Here is a 23,440-nt window from a genome sequence, read left to right on the forward strand (position 1 = left end):
TAAAAACAAAAACAACCACTTTGATTTATAAAAAAATAGTTTTTCTAGTTACGCTACTTGCTTTTGCTACCAGTTTTTCTCAATCTACAGATTTAAAACCCCTTTTAAAAACGGATTATACCATTAAAAAAAATGTAGATACACTTCATGTCAAATACCCATTACACACTAACGTTACTAGAGACAAAACCATAAAAAGTAAGGATACGACTGCTTTAAGTTTTGTTAAGGATTTTGATTTATTTAAAAATAATTACTTTTTAAGACAATATAAAAGCTTAATTTTTAAGCAAGATACTAGTGCAATAATTTACCAATGGAAAGAACCTATTGTTGTTTACTTTGACCACAACATTCCGCAGGAAATCACAAAAAATATAAGTCAGTTTATTTTATCAATTCCCGAAATAGATAATTTAAACATAACTATTAGCAAAGATATAAACAAAGCTAATTATTACATCAAAATAGCAAATCAAGAGGTATCAGCTTTAACCGACAAGCAAAAAGCAGAAACGCCAAAAGACCTAATTGACACCTATCCTTTTTCTAAAATAATACACGATTGGAATGGTGATTATAATTATAAAATGTATTCTGGTGTATTACAAATTAGTCCATCCTATATTAACGATCCACAATTATTGGATAACGTTAAAAAAGTATTTTTTATCTCATTAATACAGTCTAAAGACTATCGTGTTTATGACAACACCTCTATATTATCATCTTCCAACTCCAATTTTTCAACTCTTGGTGCAATTGATATTGTGCTGCTTAAATACCATTACAAAAACTTATATAAATTTAAAGTAGACTATACTGTTTTTTCAGCATTAGAAAACTATTACATACAATTAGCCAATGACTAAATCACTACTTATAGCCATCATATCACTAACTTTAGTGCAATTAGTACAGGCACAAACACCACACCAACCAAAAAACGTCCAATACAGGATGTCTTTAAAACAGTTTAAGGCTAAATATAAAACGCCATTAACTGCAAAGGACACTTTAAACTTTGTTTATGTAAATAATGACACCATGGTTATTGTAAAGGATTATGTCCGAAAACCTGGCGTTAGCGTACCTTACCAGTATAAAGACTCTACATTTTTAGACGTGTATAAAACCATAGCATTTAATCACTACAAAGATTCTGTTAGCAAAAAAACTACCATGAAATATTGGAAAGAAGACATTGCTATTTTCTTTTCCAATTCTGTAGATAAAAAAGTTAAAAAAGAATTTATGGCTTTCGCCGAAAAGACTTTACAGAACGTTGATTCTTTATCCATAAAAGAAGTCAAACATGTCGAAGACTCTAATTATGTTGTTTATTACAATGATGGTTTTGAGTACGAATCAAGAATCAGTAATTATAAGAAATCCGACTATTATATGCATTGGAACAATAAAAATCAAATTTATAGATTATCTCTTAGACTTATAAAGGAAGACTTTTTTACACCTAAATTACGCTTAAGAGAATTAAAAAAATATTTTATAAAATCATTAGGGTATTTTGAGTTTAACCAAAGTATAGACAACAAGCACTTTTTTCTGGTAGTCATGATAATGATTATCAATTATCAGATTTTGATACTGAGATTATTAAATACCATTATTCCTACGGAATATGTAAAGGTACCAACTTAGAAACATTTGAAGACAATCATAAAAAAGCAAAAGAGTTATTAAAAAACAGACAAATATTACTAAGCTTTTTTCATGAGTTTGAATAAGTTTTAAAACTGTAATCATAAAAAAAGGGACACTAAATAGTGTTCCTTTTTATTTTAAATAATCCTGAAATAACCAAAGACAGGATTACTTAAAAGTGCTTATTAATCTAACAAATTCTGCTCTGTATCCAGACTTATCTTCACCTCTACCTTTATTTGCTAACGCAATTACATCTTGGGTATTAGTATTATTATAAAACTGAGACTCTCTTAACTGCATTCCAAACAACGCAACAGCACTAGCAAAATTCATGTCTTCAGTAGCTTCTGTTGTTTCATTTTTTTGTACATGTATCATTTCAATACTTTTATCTTCATTAGGTTTTTTGTATCTAAATTTGACAGTAAACAACTCATCATTATATTGGTTTTTTTGAGCTTCATTTTGTGTGTATTTTAAATCTATTGCTTGTTTAGCGTACCCACTTTCTATGCCAACCGGAAGCACTTCATATAAAGCGGTTACTGTGTGTCCTGCACCAAGTTCTCCAGCATCAATGCTATCATTAACAAAATCTTCATCTGCTAACAATCTGTTTTCATAACCAATTAAACGATAAGCTTGTACATGATTAGGATTAAATTCTACTTGTATTTTCACATCCTTAGCAATGGTAAACAAAGTCCCACCAAATTCGGTTTCAAAAATACGTCTTGCTTCTTGCATGGTATCGATATACGCATGATTTCCGTTACCTTTATCTGCTAAAATCTCTAGTTTATCATCCTTATAGTTTCCATAACCAAAACCTAAAACTGATAAAAAGACACCTGATTCTCTTTTTTTAACAATCAATTTTTCCATAGCATCATTACTAGAGGCACCAACATTAAAATCGCCATCAGTAGCTAATATCACTCTATTATTGCCTTTTTTATTAAAATTTTCTTGTGCCAATTTATAAGCTAACTCAATACCTTGACCACCTGCTGTAGATCCACCAGAATTTAATTGATCTAAAGCTTCAATAATTTTTGTTTTATGTTTCCCTGATGTTGGCTTTAATACTACTCCAGCTGCTCCTGCATATACTACAATAGCGACATTGTCTTGTGGTCTTAATTGATTAACTAATAATTTAAAAGCCTCTTTTAAAAGTGGTAACTTGTTTTGATTACCCATTGATCCTGAAACATCAATTAAAAAAGTAAGATTGGCAGCTGGTAAGTTTTCATTATCATAAATTTTACCTTGTAAACCAATTTTAACCAACTTAGTATCCTTATGCCAAGGGGTTTTTACAACTTCTGTATTGATAGAAAAAGGATGTTCATCTTTTGGTTGTGGGTAATTGTAGTCAAAATAATTAACCATTTCTTCAATTTTAACCGCATTTGCAGGAATTAATTGTCCATTGTTAATCATACGTCTTACATTGCTATAACCAGCCTTATCTACATCTATAGAAAAGGTTGATAAAGGTGTTGAGGCTGCTATTTTAAATTTATTTTCATGAATTTTAGTATAGCTTTCGTTTAAAAATTTATGTTGCAATTCTTTATTTGTTTGTACAAATTTTGAAATCTTGGCATTTTCTTTATTACCATCTACTGTCGTGACTATAATTACACCATTGGCACCTTGTGACCCATATAAAGCTGATCCTTCTGCACCTTTAACAACATGAGTAGATGTAATTTTTTTTGGTGCTAAATTGACTAATTTTTCAGCCGAAGATATTTTACCATCAATAACAATAAGTGCGTCATTTGTACCTGATAAAGATCTATTACCTCTTAATACAATTCTTGTAGTTTGATTAACACCATTATTTTTAGTTTTGATTTTTAAACCAGATACTTTACCTGCTAAACTATTGACTACGTTTGGGTTGGACGCTTGTATAATTTCCTCTGATTGAATGGTTGTCACAGATTTTTTTACTTCGTCTGTTGAGCGTGAAATCCCTAACATAGTAATTGATACTTCATTTAAACTACCGTTTTCTTGCAGAACAACATTGATTGTATTGGCATCAGTTACCACAACTTGTTCTGAATTGTAACCTAAATAGCTAAATACTAAAACATCTTTAACTTTAACAGAAATACTATAGTTACCATCAAAATCGGATGTTGTCCCATTAGCTGTTCCCATTTGTAATACTGTAGCAGATGGTAATGGCAAACCATTTTGATCTGTAATAACACCAGATACCGTTTTTTGTTGTGCATGTAATTGTACTACCATAAATAGTGCAATTATTAAATTTAATCCTGTTTTCATGATAAGGTAGTTTTAAAGTTTAAAACAAACCTATAACCAAACTAAGGATTATAAAACCAGTATTGAGGGAAGCGCTATTTTGAATTAGGCAACGCTACTTTTTAAGTAATTTAAGTGTTTCATTTCTGTTAACTTTACCAGAACTTGTTTCAGCGAAAGCTGGAATAGCGTACGTTTTTTTAGGCATTTCAATAGCTTTTAAGTCAGAAAACACATGAGCATCTAAAGACGTATTTTCTGCTTCAATTACTAATATTGCAACACTACCAAAAGTTTTATCTTCTTCTGAAGTTATAAAAAAGCGAGACTTTATTTTTGATTGCAATTTTGCTTCAATCTGTTCCGGAAACAATTTAACACCTCCAGAGTTAATAACATGATCTGCACGTCCTAACCACTCAAAAGTGGTTTTAGAGTGTAATTTAACCACATCATTAGTTACAATTTGGTCCTTGGTTAAAAGTGGTGCGTCTATGACTAAACACGCTTTGTCATTTTGTGAAATTTTAATATTTGGTAATATATTAAAGTATTGTGGTCCACTACTTTTTAATTGCTTAAGTGCAATATGCGTAATAGTTTCAGTCATACCATACGTCTCAAAAACACCTGTTTTTAAGTTTTCTAATTTTAATCTTAAGGGAATAGATAATGGAGCTCCACCAATAATTAGAGTTTTAATATTGCTAAGTCTATGTAACGTTTTTTCTGCTTGCGCAGGAATCATAGCCACAAAATCATAATGCTTTTCAGGATCAAAAATAGGGTTTGTAGTGGGCTGTACACTGTCAATTTCTAATCCTAAAACTAAAGCGCGAACCAACATCATTTTACCTGCAATATAAGTTGCTGGTAAGCATAACAAAGCAGTGTTACCAGGTTGCAACTTAAAAAAATCACCAGTTGCAATAGCAGAATTAACCATCGCTTGCTTTTGTAATTTTATGGTTTTTGGCTGACCTGTAGAGCCTGATGTTTTGACTAAAATAAAATTATTATTGTCTAGCCAATGGGATAAAAAATTACCAATCTCTTGCTCAAATGGCAAGCCTTCTTTAATAAAACTATACGCAACCTCTTTTAGTTCTTCAAAAGAATAATAATTACCATTTAACTTAAATTTACTGTGTACTTTATTAAAACTTGGTGTCATTTTTAATCTAAAACTTTATAATCTTCAGTGATTGGTGCTTCAATTGTTCCAAATAATTTTTCTTTCCAATTAGTCCATTTATATACCTTTGCAAAAATTAAAAGTAAAATAGGGAATACAACAAACACAGGAATAAAAATATCACCATAGCCTTGTCCAGGTTCTGACACATCTTTTAAAACAGAATGTGTTTGTAATACGGTCCAATCTGCAGACACTAATAAAGCTCCAAATAAATTATTAGCAGCATGAAAGCCTAATGCAAGCTCCATACCATCGTCCATTAAAGTTATTATACCTAAAAATAATCCTGTACCTATATAATATACCATCACACCATAACCTAGCTTACCTACTTCTGGATTAAAAACGTGCATTCCTCCAAAAATAACCGAAGTCATTATTAATGGAAACCATCTGTTTTTTGCCAACATTCCAAAACCTTGCATCAAATATCCTCTAAAAATATACTCTTCTAAACTGGTCTGTATTGGTATTAATAATACAGCCACTACTAGTAAAATTAAAAAACGATTTAACTCAAAATTCCATACATAACTCTCTGGACTAGCAAAATAATCTATTAAAATCATTGTAGAAGTAATCACACCCCAAAACAAAAAAGCAAATAGTACACGTTTCCAATCTATTTTTTTCTGGCAGTCGTAACCGATTTCATTGTTTGATTATGTAAATATTTTACAACAATAATTAGTCCTAAAAATCCAAAAGCAAAGGATAATAACAATAAAAATAAATTTAAATTAGGCTCTAAAACACTCATTAATGCTTGCTCATCCATAGCATCAATAGAGCCACCATTACTAACATATTTAATCATTGCAGCGATAGCAAAGGGGAATTGTCCAATAACTGCAAAAATTGCAATAATTAAAGATCCTACTAAATAACGCCAAAACTCGTGCTTAACATTAAAGGCTTGTTTTATAAAATCCATAGTTTAAAAATTAAATTCCCAATTAGTATTTATATTATATTGTAACGTTCCATTTTTCACCTCTAAAGGCGACGTAATATTATTAGTAAAAAGGCTACCTGTACCTAAACCTTGAGGTAAATCACTCTCTTTTTTAAAAGTATATTGTGCAATAGCATTTAATCCAACATTACTCTCCAAAGCACTAGTAATCCACCAGCCAATATTTTGTTGTTTTGCTAAATTTATCCAAGTATCACTACCTTTAAATCCACCTATAAAACTTGGTTTTAAAATAATGTATTGTGGATTAATATACTCTAACAGTTGTTTTTTATCATCATCGTTAAAAACACCAATAAGCTCTTCGTCCAAAGCAATCGCTAAAGGTGTTGTCTCACACAATTTAGCCATATCTTCTGGTTGACCAGCTTTAATGGGTTGCTCAATGGAGTGTAAATTAAAGTCTGATAAACGCTTAAGTTTCTCCAAAGCTTCAGTAGTACTAAAAGCACCATTTGCATCAACACGTAGCTCTATATCGCTTTCGCTGAAATTTTGCCTGATTCCCTTTAAAATATCCAATTCAGTTTGAAAATCTATAGCTCCAATTTTTAATTTAATACAACTAAATCCTGAAGCAATTTTATCTTCAATTTGTTGTTTCATGAAGGCTTGATCACCCATCCAAATCAAACCATTTATATCAATCGAAGCATTTCCGTTTGTAAAATCTGAAGGATATAAAACAAAAGGATTTGTGCTTTCTAAGCTTTTAAAGGCCATTTCTAATCCAATTTGGATACTAGGAAACTCACTATTTTTAGCATATAAATAATCTAAACCTTTTTTAATATCTAAACAAGTGGACTTAAGTTGTGCCTCATAATCAGGTCTATCATCTGCACTTAAACCTCTTAAAATACCACATTCTCCTATACCATGTTTTCCATCTTTATCGATAATTATAAACCAAGTTTCCTTTGTTTTTAATATACCTCTAGAGGTTCCGCTTGGTTGTTTAAATTCTAAAATATGTTTGTAATACGATGCTTTCATAAGGATTTCAAAAATACTTAAATATTTTCGTAATTTCACCTAAAAAACTACGATTACATGACCTTTAAAAATAAAGTTGTTTGGATTACAGGTGCCTCTAGCGGAATTGGAAAAGGGTTAGTTTTAGCCTTATCCAAATTAGATTGTCAAATAATAATTTCTTCCAGAAAAGAAACCGATTTGAACCTAATCAAACAGTTATGTCCTAAACCTGAAAACATTGCTATCTTACCCTTTGATTTGGCTAATTACGAAAACATGAAACCTATTGTAACTACAGCTATAAGTCTATTTGGATCTGTTGACCTATTAATAAATAATGGTGGAATTAGCCAAAGATCGCTAATAATAGACACAGACATTAGTGTAGACAAAAAATTGATGGAGATTGACTATTTAGGAACCATTGCTTTAAGCAAAGCCATATTACCACACTTTATTAAAAACCAATCTGGTCACTATGCAGTAGTAACTAGTTTGATGGGTAAGTTTAGTTCGCCTTATCGTTCTGGATATTGTGGAGCAAAGCATGCTTTGCATGGCTTTTTTGATGCAATGCGCATGGAACATGAAAAAGATAATGTAAAGGTGACTTTAATTTGTCCTGGTTTTGTCAATACTAATATTGCTAAAAATGCTTTAATTGGCGATGGATCTTTACAAAACAGTCAAGATAAGGCTACTGAAAATGGATTATCCATTACTGAGTTTAGTACACGCATGCTTAAAGCTATTAAGCAAGAAAAGTTTGAAGCTTATATTGGAAAAAAAGAAATACTTGGTGTTTACTTAAAACGCTTTTTTCCAAGGCTTTTACATCGTTTTGTGATAAAAAGTCAGGTTAGATAATTATAATAACTGACCTATACCTAATAGTAAACTAAGTAATACCGTTGTTAAGGCTAATTTTTTAAGCTCTGGATCAAAATCCTTTGGATTAGTAACCGACTTCACTGTTTTAAGATGCAATATTAATGGTAAATAGGCTATAAAATAGATAAGATTAAATGGTGATTTGTAATACAATACACCAAATAATGCCGATAAAACAATAGCAGTAATAATTAAAACATAGTGATATTTTTTAGCCTTAACAGCTCCTAATTTAACTGCTAATGTAATTTTGTTAGCAGTAACATCAGACACGATGTCTCTCATGTTATTAAGATTTAATACAGCTGTGCTTAACAAACCTATTGCTATTGCTGGCAAAATAACGATATAGTCAATTTGTTTAGCAAACAAAACATAGCAACCTAAAACACTAACTAAACCAAAAAATACAAATACAAATACATCTCCTTTACCTTTATATCCATAAGCGTTATTCCCTACAGTATATTTAATCGCTGCATAAATAGATAAAGATGCCAATATAAAAAACACAAAAGCTAATAGAAGATGTTGCGCCTTAAACGAAAAAAATATAAGACCAATAGTTAAAGCTATACTTATTAAAACATTAACTTTAATAGCATTAAACATTTGCTGTTTAGTAATTGCTCCAGATTGTAAAGCTCTTACAGGTCCTATTCTTTGATCATTATCTGTACCTTTTACACCATCACCATAATCGTTAGCCAAGTTTGATAAAATCTGATAACTTAGTGTTGTAAGTATAGCAAATACAAAAATTATATAATCAAATACACCATTATATTTTGCTAAACAAGCTGCTACAATAATACCTGATATGGATAAAGGCAAAGTACGTAAACGCATTGCCGACAACCACTTTTTTAAGTTTTTCATATATTATGGAATCCATTGTTTTGGAAAGTTAGGTTTACGTTTTTCTAAAAACGCATCTCTACCTTCCTTAGCTTCGTCTGTCATGTAAGCTAATCGTGTTGCTTCTCCAGCAAACACTTGTTGACCTACCATACCATCGTCTGTTAAATTCATTGCAAATTTTAACATTTTGATTGAGGTTGGCGATTTTTCTAAAATTTCCTGAGCCCATTGATAAGCTGTGCTTTCTAGCTCATCATGCGGAATAACAGCATTTACCATTCCCATATCATAAGCCTCCTGAGCAGAGTAATTTCTACCTAAAAAGAAAATTTCTCTTGCTTTTTTCTGTCCTACCATTTTAGCCAAATAGGCAGATCCGTAACCACCATCAAAACTTGTCACATCTGCATCTGTTTGTTTAAAAATAGCGTGTTCTTTACTTGCTAAAGTTAAATCGCAAACCACATGTAAGCTATGTCCACCACCAACAGCCCAACCTGGCACAACTGCAATAACAGCTTTAGGCATAAACCTAATTAGACGTTGCACTTCCAATATATTTAGTCTGTGATAACCGTCCTCTCCAACGTAACCTTGATGACCTCTTGCTTTTTGATCTCCTCCAGAGCAAAAACTATAAATACCATCTTTAGACGATGGACCTTCTGCAGACAATAGCACTACACCTATTGATGTGTCTTCTCCTGCGTCATAAAAAGCATCATATAATTCTTTTGTCGTTTTTGGTCTAAAAGCGTTTCTTACATCTGGTCTGTTAAATGCAATTCTGGCAACTCCATTGCATTTGCTATAAGTTATATCCTCATATTCTTTAGCCTTTATCCATTTAATTTGCTCCATAAGATCTCATTAAGTTTTAAGAGCATAAAAATACGCAAATAAAAATTTTTATCAGAATTAAAATTGATTTTAAGAAACCGAATAATTGTAATTATATATAATGATTAATGCAGCGTAAAAATTCCTAAAAAAGAAATAACCCACTGAATAATAAGTATTAAACGATTTAAACAAGATTCAAAACTATGTATTTTGACTGATTTATTAGATTTTTGTCTATTTGAAAAATAAAACACTATATTTGGTTTCAGATTTTAGGACCACTTATTATCTTTGATATAGAATTAATAATCCCTCTATAATGAATATAATAAATTCTGAAATTTATAATCAAATAAAAGAAGTACACAAGTTTCCTATGGGTGATTTATTTTTCTTCGAAAATATGATTATTGCACAAGTTAATGAAGGCGAACATGTAAGTTTTGATAGCACCAAAATAGCTTTTAAATGTATTTATGATTATTATGAAGCATTTAAAAAACCATTTGGTATTATTTCAAATAGATTAAACAAGTACTCCATAGAGGTTTTAGATTTACCTAAATACAGCAAGAATTTGCCTAATTTAAAACTTTATGGCGTAGTTGGATATACTAACTTTAATGATATCAACATCAGTTTAGAAAAACAATTTAGCAAAATACCAGTTTTAGATTTTGATAACATTGCAAAAGCTTACAACACAATTAATGATTATATATTAAATTCAACCGATGATAGCGTGACATTTGATATACCCTAAGGCATTTTAATTAAATGCTTAAATAGCTACCTTTTAGAGCCCTAACCTCTTTTAGGTGGCTTTTTTTTGTCGTTTAACCTATTTATACAATTTTTTGTCGAAAAAGCAGATTAAAAATATGTAACAAATTATTAATCAATCAGTTATTTTATAATTTAGCTTTATAGCTATTAATATTATGACAATCATCGATTCAACTTTAGCAGATTCTATTCTTGATGTTCACATCACAGATCAAGGTAATTTTTATTTTCTTGATGGTATGGTTATATCAGAAATAAATGAAGGCACTACTTACTCATGGGAAGAAGCTAAAAAAGTGATTCAGGCTGTACATAAATTTTATGGACCGACTATTAGTGTTTGCTATATCTCAAACCGCGTAAACAACTACTCAGTCAAACCATCTGATTGGCTAAAGTTTTATAAAAATAATAACGTGTTAAATGGTTACGCTGTAGTCACAAAAAGCGAACAAAGTTGGTTTAATGCTCTAATGGAAAAGGTATTCTCTGCAGTAGAAATCAAACGTTTTGAAGACTTATATGAAGCCATAGAATGGGCTAAAATTAAAAACAATTTAGTAAATAATACTACTCTTGCTTCTTAAGATAAATACCATCGTCTTTTAAATCAACCAGTTTTTGTTTATACAAAGTCCCAATAGCCTTTTTAAAGGTTTTCTTGCTCATTTGTAATACCGTTTTAATTTTTTCAGGATTAGATTTATCTGTTAATGCTAAAAACCCATTGTTATCAGTTAGTTCTTGCATAATCTTATCAGCATTTGGTTCAATATTTCTGTAACCAATTTCTCCTAAGCTTATATCCAATTTGTTACCAGGTCGTATTTTTTTTACAATCCCTTTTAATTTATCACCAACACTAATATCCTGAAAGATATTGTCTTTATAAATTAATCCAGTATGTCTGTTGTTTACAATAACATTCATACCTAGATCACTTGGATGCGACACAATAATATCCACTTGGTCAAATTGATCTACTGTTAACTCCTTATTATCTAAAAAACGATTGGTTTTACTAGACGCTACCAAACGCTCTGTAACCTCATCTAGATAACAACGTACCAAGTACCAACCTCCTTTTTTCATAGGGAAAGCTTGTTCTTTAAAAGGACAGAATAATTCTTTAACCAATCCAAAATCCAAAAAGGCTCCAAATTTGGTAACTTCATTACATCGTAACATAGCAAACTCACCATCTAAAATAAATGGTTCTGTGGTTGTTGCGATGATACGCTCTTCATTATCTAAATATACAAACACCTCTAATTTATCACCAATTTCAAAATGTTCTGGAACATATCTATTTGGTAATAAAACCTCATTATTATCTGCATCGCCTAAAAATAATCCAGGTTCTGTATCTCTTAAAATCTCAAGTGTATTGAATTGTCCTATTTGTATCATTTTGCAAATGTAAGCATATAAAAAAAACGTTACAGAACTGTAACGCTTTTTTTATGTATTTTTTTATAATTTTATTTATAAACAGATTCTTTTTTGAAATGTTTAGCTAATAAATAATAAACTACTGCTCTGTATTTATTTTTATTAGACCTTCCGTAAGTTTCCATTACAGAATCTATAGCTTTATCTAAATCTTCGCTATCTGCTAAGCCTAATTTTTTAATTAAAAAATTGTTTTTTACAGTCGCTAATTCTGATGCATCAGAACCAGAAACAGTTGCAGAATCTTTGTTATATATTGATGGACCACAACCTATAGTTACTTTAGTTAAAAAATCCATATCTGCAGTTACACCACACTTATCTTTTAGGTCTGTTGCATACTTTGCGATTAATTCATCACGTTTACTCATAATTTTAAATTTAGATTAATATTTTTAGCTTCTTAAAGGTACAATTTTTTTATATCTCTTTTTAAGCTAAAAAAAATAATATTACAATTACGATAAACATCCAATTTTTTCGTTGAAATTATTTAACAAACTTAAAATAATCTAATAGTATAGCATCATTATCTCTAGAAGGTGTAAATACTTCTAATAATTTAGGTGTCTTTGAAGTGTTGTAAAAATCAGACAATGCTACTGAAAGCTCACTTTCTGAAGACGCTGTAGTATATTCAAAACCATACATGTCACATAATTGCTTAGCAGTTAAATGATGCTTGGTTTCGAAAAAATAATCAAAGTTATCTGTGTTTTTATGTCCTGGCAGAATTCTAAAAATACCTCCACCTTCGTTGTTTATAACTATTATCCTAAAGTTTTTAGGTATGTAGTTATTCCACAACGCATTACTATCGTAAAAAAAGCTTAAATCTCCAGTTATAAAGACCGTTGGGTTGTCTCTTGTTGTTGCTGCTCCAATTGCTGTACTTGTACTTCCATCAATACCGCTAGTACCTCTATTACAAAAAACGTCCAATGTTGGATTAACATCAAAAAGCTGCGTATATCTAATAGCAGAACTATTACCAACTTGTAATTGCGACTGATTAGGGATACTATTTAATAAGACATCAAATGCTTTAAAGTCAGAAAATGGAATCAAACCCATGTATTGCGCATGTTTTTCTCTTCTAATATCCATTTGATTTTTCCAATACGGATTATACTCGCTTTTTAAAGACGTCGTTAATGGTATAAAAGATTGGAAAAACGAATTTATAGACTGCTTAAACACTTTGTTTAAAACAAAAAAGGTATCATTTGCTCCATTTATGGCCACATGCCAATGTTGCGTTGGCTTATGTGAGCGCAAAAATTTCTTTATTTTTTTTGATACTATTAATCCTCCAAAAGTTAATAGTACTTCAGGCTGTAAGCCTTGTAACTCCTGTTCCGTTAGTGCGCCAATTAATTTATCAATACTTGGGCAAATATTATCGTGGTGTAAGTTAGACGTACTTTCGGTTAGTATTAAAACACTTTCATCTTCTGCTAAAACGTCAATGTAGTGCTGCTCGACACTGTTTGGAGCCAAAACACCTACTAATACTAACTTTCGTTTTGAGTTATTCCAAATTTCAGCGAAAGCGTTATAATCCTCACTAACCATATTAAGTTTTGGTGTCGGTATTACTTCCGGAGTAACCGTAGGCTGGTCCACCATTTGATATAAAGGCTCGTCAAACGGAATATTTACATGCACAGGTCCTTGCGTTGTTATCGCAATATTAAAGGCTTTATTAATTTCGGTTTCGTTATGCTGTTGGATACCTTGTTGTAGACCCAAAAAGCGTTCGACTTTATTCTCAATACTTTTCATTATTGGCAAGTCTTCCGCGAAAGCGTTTTCCTTTTCAGGATTTAAATCTTGCTTTAAATTAGCCGAATATTGAATGTGATTTTTAAATACATCCTCTTGGTTTATAGTCTGCCCATCTCCTATTCCGACCAAGTATTTAGGTCTGTCTGCGCTTAAAACCACTAATGGAACATGACTATAATACGCTTCTGATACCGCTGGATAATAGTTTAAAAGCGCACTACCCGAAGTACAAACCACTGCTACGGGATGCTTAATCTGTTGTGCGATACCTAACGCGAAAAACGCTGCGCAACGCTCGTCCACAATACTATAACATTTAAAAAAAGGGTCGTGTGTAAATCCAATAGTTAAAGGTGCATTTCTGCTTCCTGGAGACAGTACAATGTGTTGGATATTCTTGGCTTTACAAAGCTGAATAACGGTTTGCGCTAAGGGTATTTTTGGGTGTTTCATGTGTGTTACAAAAATACAAAACCCAAATCCTAATTAAAACCATTATAAGAGGTTTTTAACAGTCTTAGATTTTGCAACAGTTTCCTCCCATTCGTTTTCCGGTACAGAATCTTTAGTAATTCCGCCACCAACATAGATTAATGCTTGATTATCCTTAATTTGAAGACATCTTAAATTAACAAACAAATGCGATATTGTTTTAACAGATCCGTAAGCGTTATTCTCTACGTTTCTGCGATTGGTATTTCTTGTTTTGGCTTGTTTAATATTTATTTCGCCTAAAAAACCAGTATAATATTCGCGATTATAACCTTCGTTTTTTAAGATAAATTGTTTAGCGTTTTCTTTAGGCAACCCACAAACTGCAGGTGTTGGATGCAATTTAGCAATAACAGACTGCAATCCATTTTCCAGTTTTAATAGTCCCGAAATCTTGGTTTGTAAATGCAATAAATTCCCTGCTTTTATAGTCTCTGTTTTTCCTAAATTAATACTGCTGACAGAAGTCTCTAAACTGCCCACAATAAAATCTGTAACTAATTGCTGCTCCTCCTGCTCTTTGGACTGCCACTGGACATCGACTGTGTTTTTGTATTGTTGCGTACCTGCAAGAGACATGGTTAAAAAGCGGTTACCTTCTACTTTTAATAAGGTTTCTGGCGTTGCACCCAACCACAGCCCTACTTTGGGATGATACCAACAATAGACCATTGCAGTTTTGTAAGTAGATAACAGTTTTTGGAATAATAAAATGGTATTGGCTTCTGGAAAAGCTTCGGTTTCAACTCTAGATAGTACTACTTTTTTGAAACTTCCATTCTCAATATCTGATATCGCTTTTTCAACAATTTGTATATGTTTAGCTTTCGCTGAAACACTTATAGTGCTACTTAACTGGTTTTTAGCATCAACCGAAGTATTATCATACAAACATGATATTGTTTGACTTTTATTTAAAGGAAACAGTACCGTATTGTCTTCATTTTTAAATGGTGAAAACACAAAACCACTTTCCTTAAAATTTTGGGTAAAATGAAGCTGATTGCTATCTTGAAGCATTGCTTTTACAGTTTCCTGATTAGGTTTTTTAAAAGCCACAAAAGGAAGTTGCTTGTCAAACTGTTGCGAAAGCTGATCAAAAAAAACGGAAGACGTCATATCTTATTTCTTTTTAGGTAAAGAAATGGTTGACAATTTACATAACGAAATTAGGTTATCATCATCATCCGTTACTCTAATATCTAACAATTGCGTTGTACGTCCTTTGTGTAAAAATGTAGCTTTAGCGTAAACATAGCCTGAGCTAACGCTTTTTAAATGGTTGGCTGTAATCTCCAAACCTCTAATCATTAAGTTTTCTGAATCTAAAAATATATGCGATGCAAAACTACCAACGCTTTCTGCCAATGCTGCTGTTGCGCCACCATGCAACACTCCATCTGGTTGATGCACACGCGATGTAACTGGCATTCTGGAGACTAAAAAATCCTCGCCATAATCCACAACTTCTATTTCTAGGGTTTCCATTAAAGTGTTTTTACTTGCCTTATTTGCTATTGCTAACACTTGTGCTTTAGAATACTTCATGTATCTTTAATTTTAATGTAAAAATACAAAACCTAGCGCTAAAATGACAGCTCCAACTCTTGAAAACAATCGTGTAAAACTAATTCCTTTAGACTTAAGTAATTATAAACATTTAGCTACTATTGCTAAAGAGACTGATTTAATTTATTATTCGCCTAATATCATTTCTACTCCAGAGTCTCTAAAAGATTATGTACAAACTGCAGTTGAAGGTTTTTATAATAATACCACACTACCGTTTATTGTTTATGACAAACAAAAACAAGCTTTTGCAGGTAGCACTCGATTTGGATTAATTAACCATAAAAACAAAGTCTTACATATTGGTTGGACTTGGATAGGACATGATTTTCAAGGAACAGGTCTAAATAGTCATATGAAATTTTTAATGCTAGAATATGCTTTTGAAACGTTACATTTTGAAAAAGTAGAATTTAGAATTGATGAGCGTAATATTAAATCTAGAAAAGCAGTCACAAAATTAGGAGCAACATTAGAAGGCATATTACGCAAAGACACAGTAATGACTGATGGTTTTAGACGAAGCACATGTTGTTATGGTATTTTAAATAACGAATGGCTTACTATTAAAACTAATACGTTTAAAGAATTTAATATTTAGTATAACACTCAAAACATGCTTGAAGTTGTTCTGGAAGATTTAAATCTTCAGAGCCTTTTAGACGTTGTGTTACCAAACCTTTTTTATCTATGGTTGTTTTAAATAATTTAGCATAGGACACTAAATTATCTCGTCTTGTTTTTATTTTACTAATGATTTCTTCTCCATCAATTTCTAAAATTTGAGAAGGCCAAACTTTTGAAGCTTTTAGTAAAACCTCATCATTAAGAAGTAATTGCAGTTGTTTAGCTTGTTGTATAAATAAACTTTCTTCCGTGTTTAATAAAAAATATTGATCAAATGGATAGACTAATCCTGGCATAAAATCTATTTCGTAATCAAATGGTCTTAACTGTTCAACAACATTTTCATTGGATAAAATAGATGGTATAATACCTTCTAAATTTATAAAAGCATTATCCCTATCTCCTGCAATTGGAATAGCTATGTTACTTTGATCTGTTTGCTGTATAGCCCAACCCCATTGTTTTGTATGCCTATCCCAATCACCAATTAATAGATCAAACAGTCTAGCTCTGATAAGTGCAGACTTATCAATAAATATATTATTAGTATTACTTAATTTTAATTCTTGAAGGTTTTTGGTGTCAACGATTTCAGTAACGTTGCTTAAATGTGTCCAATTGGTCTTACTTTCTGTTTCGTACTCTAATAAAAATAATCTATTCCCATATTTGTTATTATAGTCTCCCAATAGCGTTTGCTTTGGAAGAAATACCACTTTAGGTTTGGTATTAATTATAGCGGATTTATTAGCTAGCTCAGCAGCCAATATAGCACTATATGGATGTTGCGCAGAAATACCATCTACGATAATATTTTCTAAACCTAGTGTTTTTACTAGATCAGGAATAAGTTGTTTTGGATCTTTATTAATACCTCTAAGTGTTAACTCAACACCTTCTTTAGTTTCTAGTTTTAAAGAATGGGTTTGCTTACCACCACCTTCCTTAGTTATTGTAACACCTCCAAATAAAGTATCTAAAAATAATACAGGTGCTTTAATTGGTGTTGCCCAAGCAGCGCGATATTGCTCTCCTTGAAAAAGTATTTTAATCTCATCTGCTTTATATAAAGCGCTAGCTGCAACTAATACAGAATCTAAATCATGAAAATTTATGTCATTAACATTATTAATATTAACTAACTGAGACGTTTTAAATGTTTGATCTGTTGAGGAAGTAGACCAATACATCATACCTATAAATAGTACAAGTATTACAATTAAAAAGTAAATTACTTTTTTTAACAATAGAAATGAGGTTTTGGTTAATATGCTAGCTTTAAAGTTATAACAACTCTTTAAATTTTAAAAACTTGACATATAAAAATTAAGTTAAAATTTAGTTGTTTGATAATTAATCCCTAACCCTTTTTAAAAATTCTTTTTCCGTTTCCCAAATTTCTGAAGAATAATCTGAAGCTGTATAATATTCAAATTCTATAATATCGCCATTATTTAAAGTGTCTTGACCTATTAAATAAAAGTTTTCTCCGACATGCATACTTTTATAGGATTTAGCTGCATAAAAATATATAGTATCACCAATTTGATATTTTTTAACAGACTTAACATCCTCTAAATCATAGTTAGAGTCTTCGTTTTGATTAAGAGTATAATGTTTAAAACGAATATTATTTTTATTCCATCGTATTGTACTTGTACTTCTAACTTGAATTGGTGTGTTTAAAAGTTTTGAAAATCTAATATCATCAGAAATGTCTTTCTTAGATTCGTATAAAATTGATATAAATATGACTACACCTAATACAATAATAGTTGCTAAGGCAACCTGCAAAACCTTTTTAATAGATTTAGGTTGAATTATCATTAACTTAATTTAGGCTATTAAATTAGCTACAATAGCTTTAACAGGTAAAATAGCTTTAGTATGTTCAATACTTGGTCCTGCTACCCAAACGGTTTTGTACGTTGCTTTTTTAGCTGCATTTTCAGTAGCTTTCATACCTATTGAAAAACGAATCATTTTAACCCATTTTTTCAATTTTTTATTTTTATTTAATACACGTTCTAGCCACGTTTGTTTAGTACCAATTTTTTGAACATATGGTGTATTAATTACGGTACATGGTGTCCCAGAAATACGCTCTGTCATGATAATATCCTTTTCTCCATAATCAACACATGCTTGCTTATACTCATCTGTAACACCAGCTTCGACAGATGCAATAAATGGACTTCCTACAGATACGCCTTCTGCTCCATAACTTAACATTTTATCAATATCTGCTTTACATCCTACTCCTCCAGCTGAAATAACTGGTATATTTAAAGCTTTACTAAGTTGATTAGTTAATTCTTGAGGCGATAAATTACCTCTGTGTCCTCCTGCTTCATTATTAACTGCAATTGCAGCATCAGCACCTAATTGTTCTACTTTTTTAGCAAAACGTAGGTCTGTCACATCACAAAACACTTTAATACCTGCTTTGTGAGCTTGATTAATGGTTTCTTCTGGACTTCCTAAAGACGTTATAATAAAATCGCAACCTTCTTCACATAATACTCTAAGTTGCTCTTTATACTTTATATTAGATTTATTAACTATTAGGTTAAACCCAAAAGATCCACCTTCTACTTTATTAGCTTTTAACTCTTGTATTGCTTCTCTTAATTGATCTAAAGTACGGTAATTAAGTGCTGGAATACATCCAGCAATACCAGCTTTCATACCTTCCGTAACCATTGCTACATTAGACACCAAAAACATTGGCGCTTGAATAATTGGGTATTTTATATTTAAAAGCTGAGTTAATTTAGTTTGCATAATTATTATGTTATTTAAACAAATATAACAATAAATTTATTATGCATGCATAGTTTATTAAAATGAATTATTGTCCTATATTTTTTATTTAATCCTAAAATTAAAACAAATATTAGAACGGTTTTAAACAAAAAAAACGCAATCAAATTAATGATTGCGTTTTTAATATTATTAAATTCTAAACTAGTTTAGATATTTATAATTATTTTACTTCTTCAAAATCTACATCTTCAACATCACTACCTTCAGTTGAATCTGCTCCTGCTTCTGGTCCTGGTTGTCCACCTTGAGCATCTGCTTGTGCTTTGTACATTTCTTCACTAGCTACTTTCCAAGCTTCGTTAATTTTTTCTAACGCTGGCTCGATAACTGCTACATCTTTGCTTTCATAAGCTGTTTTTAACTCTGCTAAAGCTGCTTCGATTGGTGCTTTTTTATCATCAGATAATTTATCACCAAATTCTTTTAATTGATTTTCTGTTTGGAAAATCATAGAATCTGCTTCGTTTAATTTCTTAGCATTATCTGCTGCTTTTGCATCTGCTTCAGCATTTGCTTCAGCGTCAGCTTTCATTTTCTTAATTTCTTCTTCAGTTAAACCAGAAGACGCTTCAATACGAATATCTTGTGTCTTGTTAGTTGCTTTATCTGTAGCAGAAACTTTAATGATTCCGTTAGCATCAATATCAAAAGCTACCTCAATTTGCGGTACACCTCTTTGTGCTGGTGGAAGACCATCTAAATGGAAACGTCCAATGGTTTTATTATCTGCTGCCATAGCACGTTCACCTTGTAATACGTGAATCTCTACTGATGGTTGGTTATCTGCTGCTGTTGAGAAAACTTGAGATTTTTTAGTTGGGATTGTTGTATTTGCTTCGATTAACTTAGTAAATACGTTACCCATAGTCTCAATACCTAATGATAAAGGCGTTACGTCTAAAAGTAATACATCCTTAACATCTCCAGTTAAAACTCCTCCTTGGATACCTGCTCCTAAAGATACAACCTCATCTGGGTTAACACCTTTACTTGGTGCTTTTCCAAAAAATGCTTCTACTGCTTTTTGTACTGCTGGAATACGTGTAGATCCACCTACTAAAATAACTTCGTCGATATCAGATTTTGATAAACCTACTGCTTTTAAAGCCGATTGACAAGGCTCAATAGTACGTTTTACTAAATCGTCAATTAATTGCTCAAATTTACTACGTGTTAAAGTACGTACTAAGTGTTTTGGTCCACTTGCTGTAGCAGTAATGTATGGTAAATTGATTTCTGTTTGCTCAGAAGATGATAATTCAATCTTCGCTTTTTCTGCAGCTTCTTTAACACGTTGTAAAGACATTGGATCTTTACGTAAGTCCATTCCTTCTTCATTGTTAAACTCGTCTGCTAACCAATCAATAATTTTTTGATCAACGTCATCACCACCTAAGTGTGTATCTCCATCTGTAGATAATACTTCAAATACACCATCTCCTAATTCTAGGATAGATACATCATGTGTTCCTCCACCAAAATCAAATACTACTATTTTTTGGTCAGTCCCTTTTTTGTCCATTCCGTAAGCTAAAGCTGCTGCTGTTGGCTCGTTAATGATACGACGTACTTTTAATCCTGCAATTTCACCAGCTTCTTTAGTTGCTTGTCTTTGCGAGTCATTAAAGTAAGCTGGTACAGTAATTACTGCTTCCGTTACATCTTGACCTAAATAATCTTCAGCAGTTTTCTTCATTTTTTGAAGAATCATTGCAGATAATTCTTGAGGTGTGTATAAACGACCATCAATATCAACACGTGGTGTATCATTATCTCCTTTAACTACTTTGTATGGTACACGTTCTGCTTCGTTTTTAGATTCAGAATATTTGTTACCCATAAAACGTTTAATAGAATAAACTGTTTTTGTTGGGTTAGTTACTGCTTGTCTTTTTGCTGGATCACCAACTTTAATTTCGCCTCCTTCAACAAAAGCGATAACTGAAGGTGTCGTACGTTTACCTTCTGCGTTTGGGATGACAACAGCTTCATTACCTTCCATTACAGAAACGCAAGAGTTTGTTGTTCCTAAATCGATTCCAATAATCTTACTCATAATTTTATATAATTTTAAATTTTGTATTGTAATTGTTACGATGACAATAAGTCAATGATTATGCCATAACAAGTTGACTGACATGATGGCAGAAATCTATCAAAATTGAAATAGTTTTAATTATTATATCTGCAACAAAAAACTATATTTGTCGCTCAATACTAAAACGATTTAGTGATATGGAGTGTATTTCGGTTTTTGACATGCTTAAGATTGGTGTAGGACCTTCTAGTTCTCATACTTTAGGACCTTGGAGAGCTGCAGAACGATGGATTTATGAACTAAAAGAAGCTAACCTTTTTGACAGTATTCAAAAGGTAACCATCGACCTATATGGCTCTTTATCTTTAACTGGTAAAGGTCATGCTACAGATTTAGCAGTCATGTTGGGTTTAAGTGGTGCAGATCCAGAACGTATACCAACGGATACTATTGACATTATTATTGCATCTATTAATAATACCTCAAAGTTAGTTTTAAATAACGAGCGTATTATTCCGTTTACTCCCAAATCAGACATTATTTTTAACAGAGCATTTTTACCGTTTCATGCAAATGGAATTAAGTTTACCGCTTTCGCGGAAACCGAAATTCATACATCAACCTTCTACTCCATTGGTGGTGGTTTTGTTATAAAAGAAGAACGTACGGTCGATGCCGAAAATAAAGAATTAAAAAAAGAGTTTCCATATCCAGTAGACAAAGCAACCGAGTTGCTAACGTTTTGTACAAACAATAATAAAAGTATTTCTGAAATAGTTTTAGAAAACGAACGCTCTCTTAGAACCGATGAAGAAATTGACTTCGAGTTACATCGCATTTGGGATACCATGCTGGAGTGTATGTTTATTGGTTGTCATACCGAAGGTAACTTACCTGGAGGATTAAACGTACGACGTCGTGCTTTTGACACACACAAGCGTTTAAACATTGAAATGCCATACACTACACCTCAAGAATGGTTAGAAAGCATTAGAAACAGTGAAGTTAAATTTAGACAAATATTAAAATGGGTAAGCTGTTTTGCTTTGGCTGTAAATGAAGTAAATGCTTCTCTTGGTCGTGTGGTTACTGCACCTACAAATGGAAGTGCTGGTGTTATACCAGCTGTACTTATGTATTATATGGTTATAGAAAACCATGATGCAGATTTTGAAGACATTAAAAAATTCTTGTTAGTAGCTAGCGAGATTGGTAGCATCTTTAAAAAAGGAGCTACTATTAGTGCTGCAATGGGTGGATGTCAAGCCGAAATTGGTGTGTCTTCCGCTATGGCTGCAGCAGCCTTATGCGAATTACTTGGAGGTAGCCCAGAACAAGTCATGATTGCAGCAGAGATTGCAATGGAACATCATCTTGGATTAACCTGCGACCCTATTGGAGGATTAGTACAAATCCCTTGTATAGAACGCAATAGTATGGGAGCAATTAAAGCTATTAATGCAGCCGAATTAGCTTTAGATACCGATCCTAAAAACGTAAAAGTACCTTTAGACAAAGTAGTGGATACCATGTGGGAAACTGCAAAAGACATGAACACTAAATATAAAGAAACTAGCGAAGGTGGATTGGCTGTACGTGTTAATATGGCAGATTGTTAACCGTTTATTCTTGGCATTTTGATCTAGTATCTACTAAATAAAAGATTTTCCACTCTTGATTAACTTTTAGCAATTGAAACGAGTTTACGCCACAATGACTAAGTTTGTCATTGTACCAAAACTGATAAGGCGTCCATACATTTGCCATATTGCCATCAATTTGCACACTATAGCTTAATAATTTTTCAGAAAACGTTTGGTCTTCTGGAATAGCAACAATCTGTTTTATAAAATCAGAAAAATTAGAGGTCGTTAATTTCAAATTGCCATTAGTATTTTCACTTATTGATTGCATAACAACAGCTTTATACACAACGCTTTTAATTACTACAGAATCCTGATTATGAAACCCTTCAAAAAAAGTAGCAATAGTTTTAATTGCTTTTTCTTGTTCATCATTTTGAGAAAAACTAAAACTGCTATACATTACAAATAGGACAAGACTAAATAATTTCATAAAAAAATATTACAATTATTAGCTAAAGATAAGTCTTTCAAAATAAATTAAAATTCAGAATAAGCCTTTAATTTAGTACATTTAC

At 31.7% G+C, this 23,440-nt stretch carries 24 protein-coding genes; 7 read left to right on the forward strand and 17 right to left on the reverse strand.

What is annotated here, in order from left to right; all coding sequences use genetic code 11:
* The first annotated feature begins 20 nt into the window (after positions 1–20).
* Positions 21–872, forward strand: coding sequence for a hypothetical protein (locus tag AC0L3M_RS05035; protein ID WP_473432053.1), 852 nt, complete (start codon positions 21–23; stop codon positions 870–872).
* Positions 865–1,662: a hypothetical protein gene (locus tag AC0L3M_RS05040; RefSeq protein WP_473432054.1), complete on the forward strand. Its 798-nt coding sequence runs from the start codon at positions 865–867 to the stop codon at positions 1,660–1,662. Before AC0L3M_RS05035 ends, AC0L3M_RS05040 begins: the two co-directional genes overlap by 8 nt.
* 171 nt (positions 1,663–1,833) lie before the next feature.
* On the opposite strand, the gene AC0L3M_RS05045 is transcribed toward AC0L3M_RS05040, so the two are convergent.
* The 5 genes from AC0L3M_RS05045 to AC0L3M_RS05065 all read right to left on the reverse strand — a co-directional run bounded on the left by AC0L3M_RS05045 (position 1,834) and on the right by AC0L3M_RS05065 (position 7,124).
* On the reverse strand, positions 1,834–3,975 hold the full coding sequence (locus tag AC0L3M_RS05045) for a vWA domain-containing protein (RefSeq protein ID WP_473432055.1): 2,142 nt from the start codon (positions 3,973–3,975) through the stop codon (positions 1,834–1,836).
* Positions 3,976–4,069: 94 nt separating this feature from the next.
* Entirely contained in the window at positions 4,070–5,128 is a 1,059-nt protein-coding gene (locus AC0L3M_RS05050) for an AMP-binding protein (protein ID WP_473432056.1), read from the reverse strand.
* A 2-nt stretch (positions 5,129–5,130) separates the two neighbouring features.
* Positions 5,131–5,721 (reverse strand): lysostaphin resistance A-like protein, encoded by a 591-nt coding sequence (locus AC0L3M_RS05055; protein WP_473432057.1) that lies wholly within the window; start codon positions 5,719–5,721, stop codon positions 5,131–5,133.
* A gap of 53 nt (positions 5,722–5,774) precedes the next feature.
* Positions 5,775–6,086, reverse strand: a complete 312-nt coding sequence (locus AC0L3M_RS05060) for a hypothetical protein (RefSeq protein WP_473432058.1) — start codon at positions 6,084–6,086, stop codon at positions 5,775–5,777.
* A gap of 3 nt (positions 6,087–6,089) precedes the next feature.
* Positions 6,090–7,124, reverse strand: a complete 1,035-nt coding sequence (locus AC0L3M_RS05065) for an o-succinylbenzoate synthase (RefSeq protein WP_473432059.1) — start codon at positions 7,122–7,124, stop codon at positions 6,090–6,092.
* Between the two features lie 57 nt (positions 7,125–7,181).
* Here AC0L3M_RS05065 and AC0L3M_RS05070 point away from each other — a divergent pair, with 57 nt between their 5' ends.
* Positions 7,182–7,973 carry an SDR family oxidoreductase gene (locus AC0L3M_RS05070; protein ID WP_473432060.1) on the forward strand — a complete coding sequence of 264 codons (792 nt, stop codon included), beginning with the start codon at positions 7,182–7,184 and terminating at the stop codon, positions 7,971–7,973.
* Here AC0L3M_RS05070 and menA read toward each other — a convergent pair whose 3' ends face one another.
* On the reverse strand, positions 7,974–8,876 hold the full coding sequence (gene menA / locus AC0L3M_RS05075) for a 1,4-dihydroxy-2-naphthoate octaprenyltransferase (RefSeq protein ID WP_473432061.1): 903 nt from the start codon (positions 8,874–8,876) through the stop codon (positions 7,974–7,976).
* Positions 8,877–8,879: 3 nt separating this feature from the next.
* Positions 8,880–9,719: a 1,4-dihydroxy-2-naphthoyl-CoA synthase gene (locus AC0L3M_RS05080; RefSeq protein WP_145001854.1), complete on the reverse strand. Its 840-nt coding sequence runs from the start codon at positions 9,717–9,719 to the stop codon at positions 8,880–8,882.
* A gap of 301 nt (positions 9,720–10,020) precedes the next feature.
* Between AC0L3M_RS05080 and AC0L3M_RS05085 the strand changes: the two genes are divergently transcribed.
* Both AC0L3M_RS05085 and AC0L3M_RS05090 read left to right on the forward strand, forming a co-directional pair.
* On the forward strand, positions 10,021–10,464 hold the full coding sequence (locus tag AC0L3M_RS05085; RefSeq protein WP_473432062.1) for a hypothetical protein: 444 nt from the start codon (positions 10,021–10,023) through the stop codon (positions 10,462–10,464).
* A 178-nt stretch (positions 10,465–10,642) separates the two neighbouring features.
* Positions 10,643–11,074, forward strand: coding sequence for a hypothetical protein (locus AC0L3M_RS05090; protein WP_473432063.1), 432 nt, complete (start codon positions 10,643–10,645; stop codon positions 11,072–11,074).
* On the opposite strand, the gene AC0L3M_RS05095 is transcribed toward AC0L3M_RS05090, so the two are convergent.
* The 5 genes from AC0L3M_RS05095 to AC0L3M_RS05115 all read right to left on the reverse strand — a co-directional run bounded on the left by AC0L3M_RS05095 (position 11,058) and on the right by AC0L3M_RS05115 (position 15,767).
* Positions 11,058–11,897: a CvfB family protein gene (locus AC0L3M_RS05095; RefSeq protein WP_473432064.1), complete on the reverse strand. Its 840-nt coding sequence runs from the start codon at positions 11,895–11,897 to the stop codon at positions 11,058–11,060. The genes AC0L3M_RS05090 and AC0L3M_RS05095 overlap by 17 nt on opposite strands.
* 71 nt (positions 11,898–11,968) lie before the next feature.
* Positions 11,969–12,310 carry a DUF2853 family protein gene (locus tag AC0L3M_RS05100; protein ID WP_028281981.1) on the reverse strand — a complete coding sequence of 114 codons (342 nt, stop codon included), beginning with the start codon at positions 12,308–12,310 and terminating at the stop codon, positions 11,969–11,971.
* Between the two features lie 118 nt (positions 12,311–12,428).
* Positions 12,429–14,180 (reverse strand): 2-succinyl-5-enolpyruvyl-6-hydroxy-3-cyclohexene-1-carboxylate synthase, encoded by a 1,752-nt coding sequence (gene menD, locus AC0L3M_RS05105; protein WP_473432065.1) that lies wholly within the window; start codon positions 14,178–14,180, stop codon positions 12,429–12,431.
* A gap of 42 nt (positions 14,181–14,222) precedes the next feature.
* Positions 14,223–15,338, reverse strand: a complete 1,116-nt coding sequence (locus AC0L3M_RS05110; protein ID WP_473432066.1) for a chorismate-binding protein — start codon at positions 15,336–15,338, stop codon at positions 14,223–14,225.
* A 3-nt stretch (positions 15,339–15,341) separates the two neighbouring features.
* On the reverse strand, positions 15,342–15,767 hold the full coding sequence (locus AC0L3M_RS05115) for a PaaI family thioesterase (RefSeq protein WP_292944858.1): 426 nt from the start codon (positions 15,765–15,767) through the stop codon (positions 15,342–15,344).
* Between the two features lie 43 nt (positions 15,768–15,810).
* Here AC0L3M_RS05115 and AC0L3M_RS05120 point away from each other — a divergent pair, with 43 nt between their 5' ends.
* Complete coding sequence (locus AC0L3M_RS05120) at positions 15,811–16,389, forward strand: GNAT family N-acetyltransferase (protein ID WP_473432067.1); 579 nt, start codon at positions 15,811–15,813, stop codon at positions 16,387–16,389.
* Here AC0L3M_RS05120 and AC0L3M_RS05125 read toward each other — a convergent pair.
* The 4 genes from AC0L3M_RS05125 to dnaK form a co-directional block, all read right to left on the reverse strand.
* Positions 16,379–17,662 carry a hypothetical protein gene (locus AC0L3M_RS05125; RefSeq protein ID WP_473432068.1) on the reverse strand — a complete coding sequence of 428 codons (1,284 nt, stop codon included), beginning with the start codon at positions 17,660–17,662 and terminating at the stop codon, positions 16,379–16,381. The genes AC0L3M_RS05120 and AC0L3M_RS05125 overlap by 11 nt on opposite strands.
* A 106-nt stretch (positions 17,663–17,768) precedes the next feature.
* On the reverse strand, positions 17,769–18,242 hold the full coding sequence (locus AC0L3M_RS05130; protein ID WP_473432069.1) for a hypothetical protein: 474 nt from the start codon (positions 18,240–18,242) through the stop codon (positions 17,769–17,771).
* Positions 18,243–18,251: 9 nt separating this feature from the next.
* Positions 18,252–19,199 (reverse strand): NAD(P)H-dependent flavin oxidoreductase, encoded by a 948-nt coding sequence (locus AC0L3M_RS05135; protein ID WP_292944850.1) that lies wholly within the window; start codon positions 19,197–19,199, stop codon positions 18,252–18,254.
* 202 nt (positions 19,200–19,401) lie between these two features.
* On the reverse strand, positions 19,402–21,297 hold the full coding sequence (dnaK, locus tag AC0L3M_RS05140; protein WP_473432070.1) for a molecular chaperone DnaK: 1,896 nt from the start codon (positions 21,295–21,297) through the stop codon (positions 19,402–19,404).
* A gap of 179 nt (positions 21,298–21,476) precedes the next feature.
* Here dnaK and AC0L3M_RS05145 point away from each other — a divergent pair, with 179 nt between their 5' ends.
* Entirely contained in the window at positions 21,477–22,898 is a 1,422-nt protein-coding gene (locus tag AC0L3M_RS05145; RefSeq protein ID WP_473432071.1) for an L-serine ammonia-lyase, read from the forward strand.
* Between the two features lie 4 nt (positions 22,899–22,902).
* Here the strand turns inward: AC0L3M_RS05145 and AC0L3M_RS05150 are convergent, their stop codons facing one another.
* Positions 22,903–23,355 carry a nuclear transport factor 2 family protein gene (locus AC0L3M_RS05150; protein ID WP_473432072.1) on the reverse strand — a complete coding sequence of 151 codons (453 nt, stop codon included), beginning with the start codon at positions 23,353–23,355 and terminating at the stop codon, positions 22,903–22,905.
* Between the last annotated feature and the right edge of the window lie 85 nt (positions 23,356–23,440).

Source organism: Olleya sp. KJ81-1 (genome assembly GCF_055808135.1).

Coding starts and splice junctions, on each gene's coding strand:
- AC0L3M_RS05040 (WP_473432054.1), top strand. CDS start 865: ATGACTAAATCACTACTTATAGCCATCATATCACTAACTTTAGTGCAA.
- AC0L3M_RS05045 (WP_473432055.1), bottom strand. CDS start 3,975: ATGAAAACAGGATTAAATTTAATAATTGCACTATTTATGGTAGTACAA.
- AC0L3M_RS05050 (WP_473432056.1), bottom strand. CDS start 5,128: ATGACACCAAGTTTTAATAAAGTACACAGTAAATTTAAGTTAAATGGT.
- AC0L3M_RS05055 (WP_473432057.1), bottom strand. CDS start 5,721: ATGATTTTAATAGATTATTTTGCTAGTCCAGAGAGTTATGTATGGAAT.
- AC0L3M_RS05060 (WP_473432058.1), bottom strand. CDS start 6,086: ATGGATTTTATAAAACAAGCCTTTAATGTTAAGCACGAGTTTTGGCGT.
- AC0L3M_RS05065 (WP_473432059.1), bottom strand. CDS start 7,124: ATGAAAGCATCGTATTACAAACATATTTTAGAATTTAAACAACCAAGC.
- AC0L3M_RS05070 (WP_473432060.1), top strand. CDS start 7,182: ATGACCTTTAAAAATAAAGTTGTTTGGATTACAGGTGCCTCTAGCGGA.
- menA (WP_473432061.1), bottom strand. CDS start 8,876: ATGAAAAACTTAAAAAAGTGGTTGTCGGCAATGCGTTTACGTACTTTG.
- AC0L3M_RS05080 (WP_145001854.1), bottom strand. CDS start 9,719: ATGGAGCAAATTAAATGGATAAAGGCTAAAGAATATGAGGATATAACT.
- AC0L3M_RS05085 (WP_473432062.1), top strand. CDS start 10,021: ATGAATATAATAAATTCTGAAATTTATAATCAAATAAAAGAAGTACAC.
- AC0L3M_RS05090 (WP_473432063.1), top strand. CDS start 10,643: ATGACAATCATCGATTCAACTTTAGCAGATTCTATTCTTGATGTTCAC.
- AC0L3M_RS05095 (WP_473432064.1), bottom strand. CDS start 11,897: ATGATACAAATAGGACAATTCAATACACTTGAGATTTTAAGAGATACA.
- AC0L3M_RS05100 (WP_028281981.1), bottom strand. CDS start 12,310: ATGAGTAAACGTGATGAATTAATCGCAAAGTATGCAACAGACCTAAAA.
- menD (WP_473432065.1), bottom strand. CDS start 14,180: ATGAAACACCCAAAAATACCCTTAGCGCAAACCGTTATTCAGCTTTGT.
- AC0L3M_RS05110 (WP_473432066.1), bottom strand. CDS start 15,338: ATGACGTCTTCCGTTTTTTTTGATCAGCTTTCGCAACAGTTTGACAAG.
- AC0L3M_RS05115 (WP_292944858.1), bottom strand. CDS start 15,767: ATGAAGTATTCTAAAGCACAAGTGTTAGCAATAGCAAATAAGGCAAGT.
- AC0L3M_RS05120 (WP_473432067.1), top strand. CDS start 15,811: ATGACAGCTCCAACTCTTGAAAACAATCGTGTAAAACTAATTCCTTTA.
- AC0L3M_RS05130 (WP_473432069.1), bottom strand. CDS start 18,242: ATGATAATTCAACCTAAATCTATTAAAAAGGTTTTGCAGGTTGCCTTA.
- AC0L3M_RS05135 (WP_292944850.1), bottom strand. CDS start 19,199: ATGCAAACTAAATTAACTCAGCTTTTAAATATAAAATACCCAATTATT.
- dnaK (WP_473432070.1), bottom strand. CDS start 21,297: ATGAGTAAGATTATTGGAATCGATTTAGGAACAACAAACTCTTGCGTT.
- AC0L3M_RS05145 (WP_473432071.1), top strand. CDS start 21,477: ATGGAGTGTATTTCGGTTTTTGACATGCTTAAGATTGGTGTAGGACCT.
- AC0L3M_RS05150 (WP_473432072.1), bottom strand. CDS start 23,355: ATGAAATTATTTAGTCTTGTCCTATTTGTAATGTATAGCAGTTTTAGT.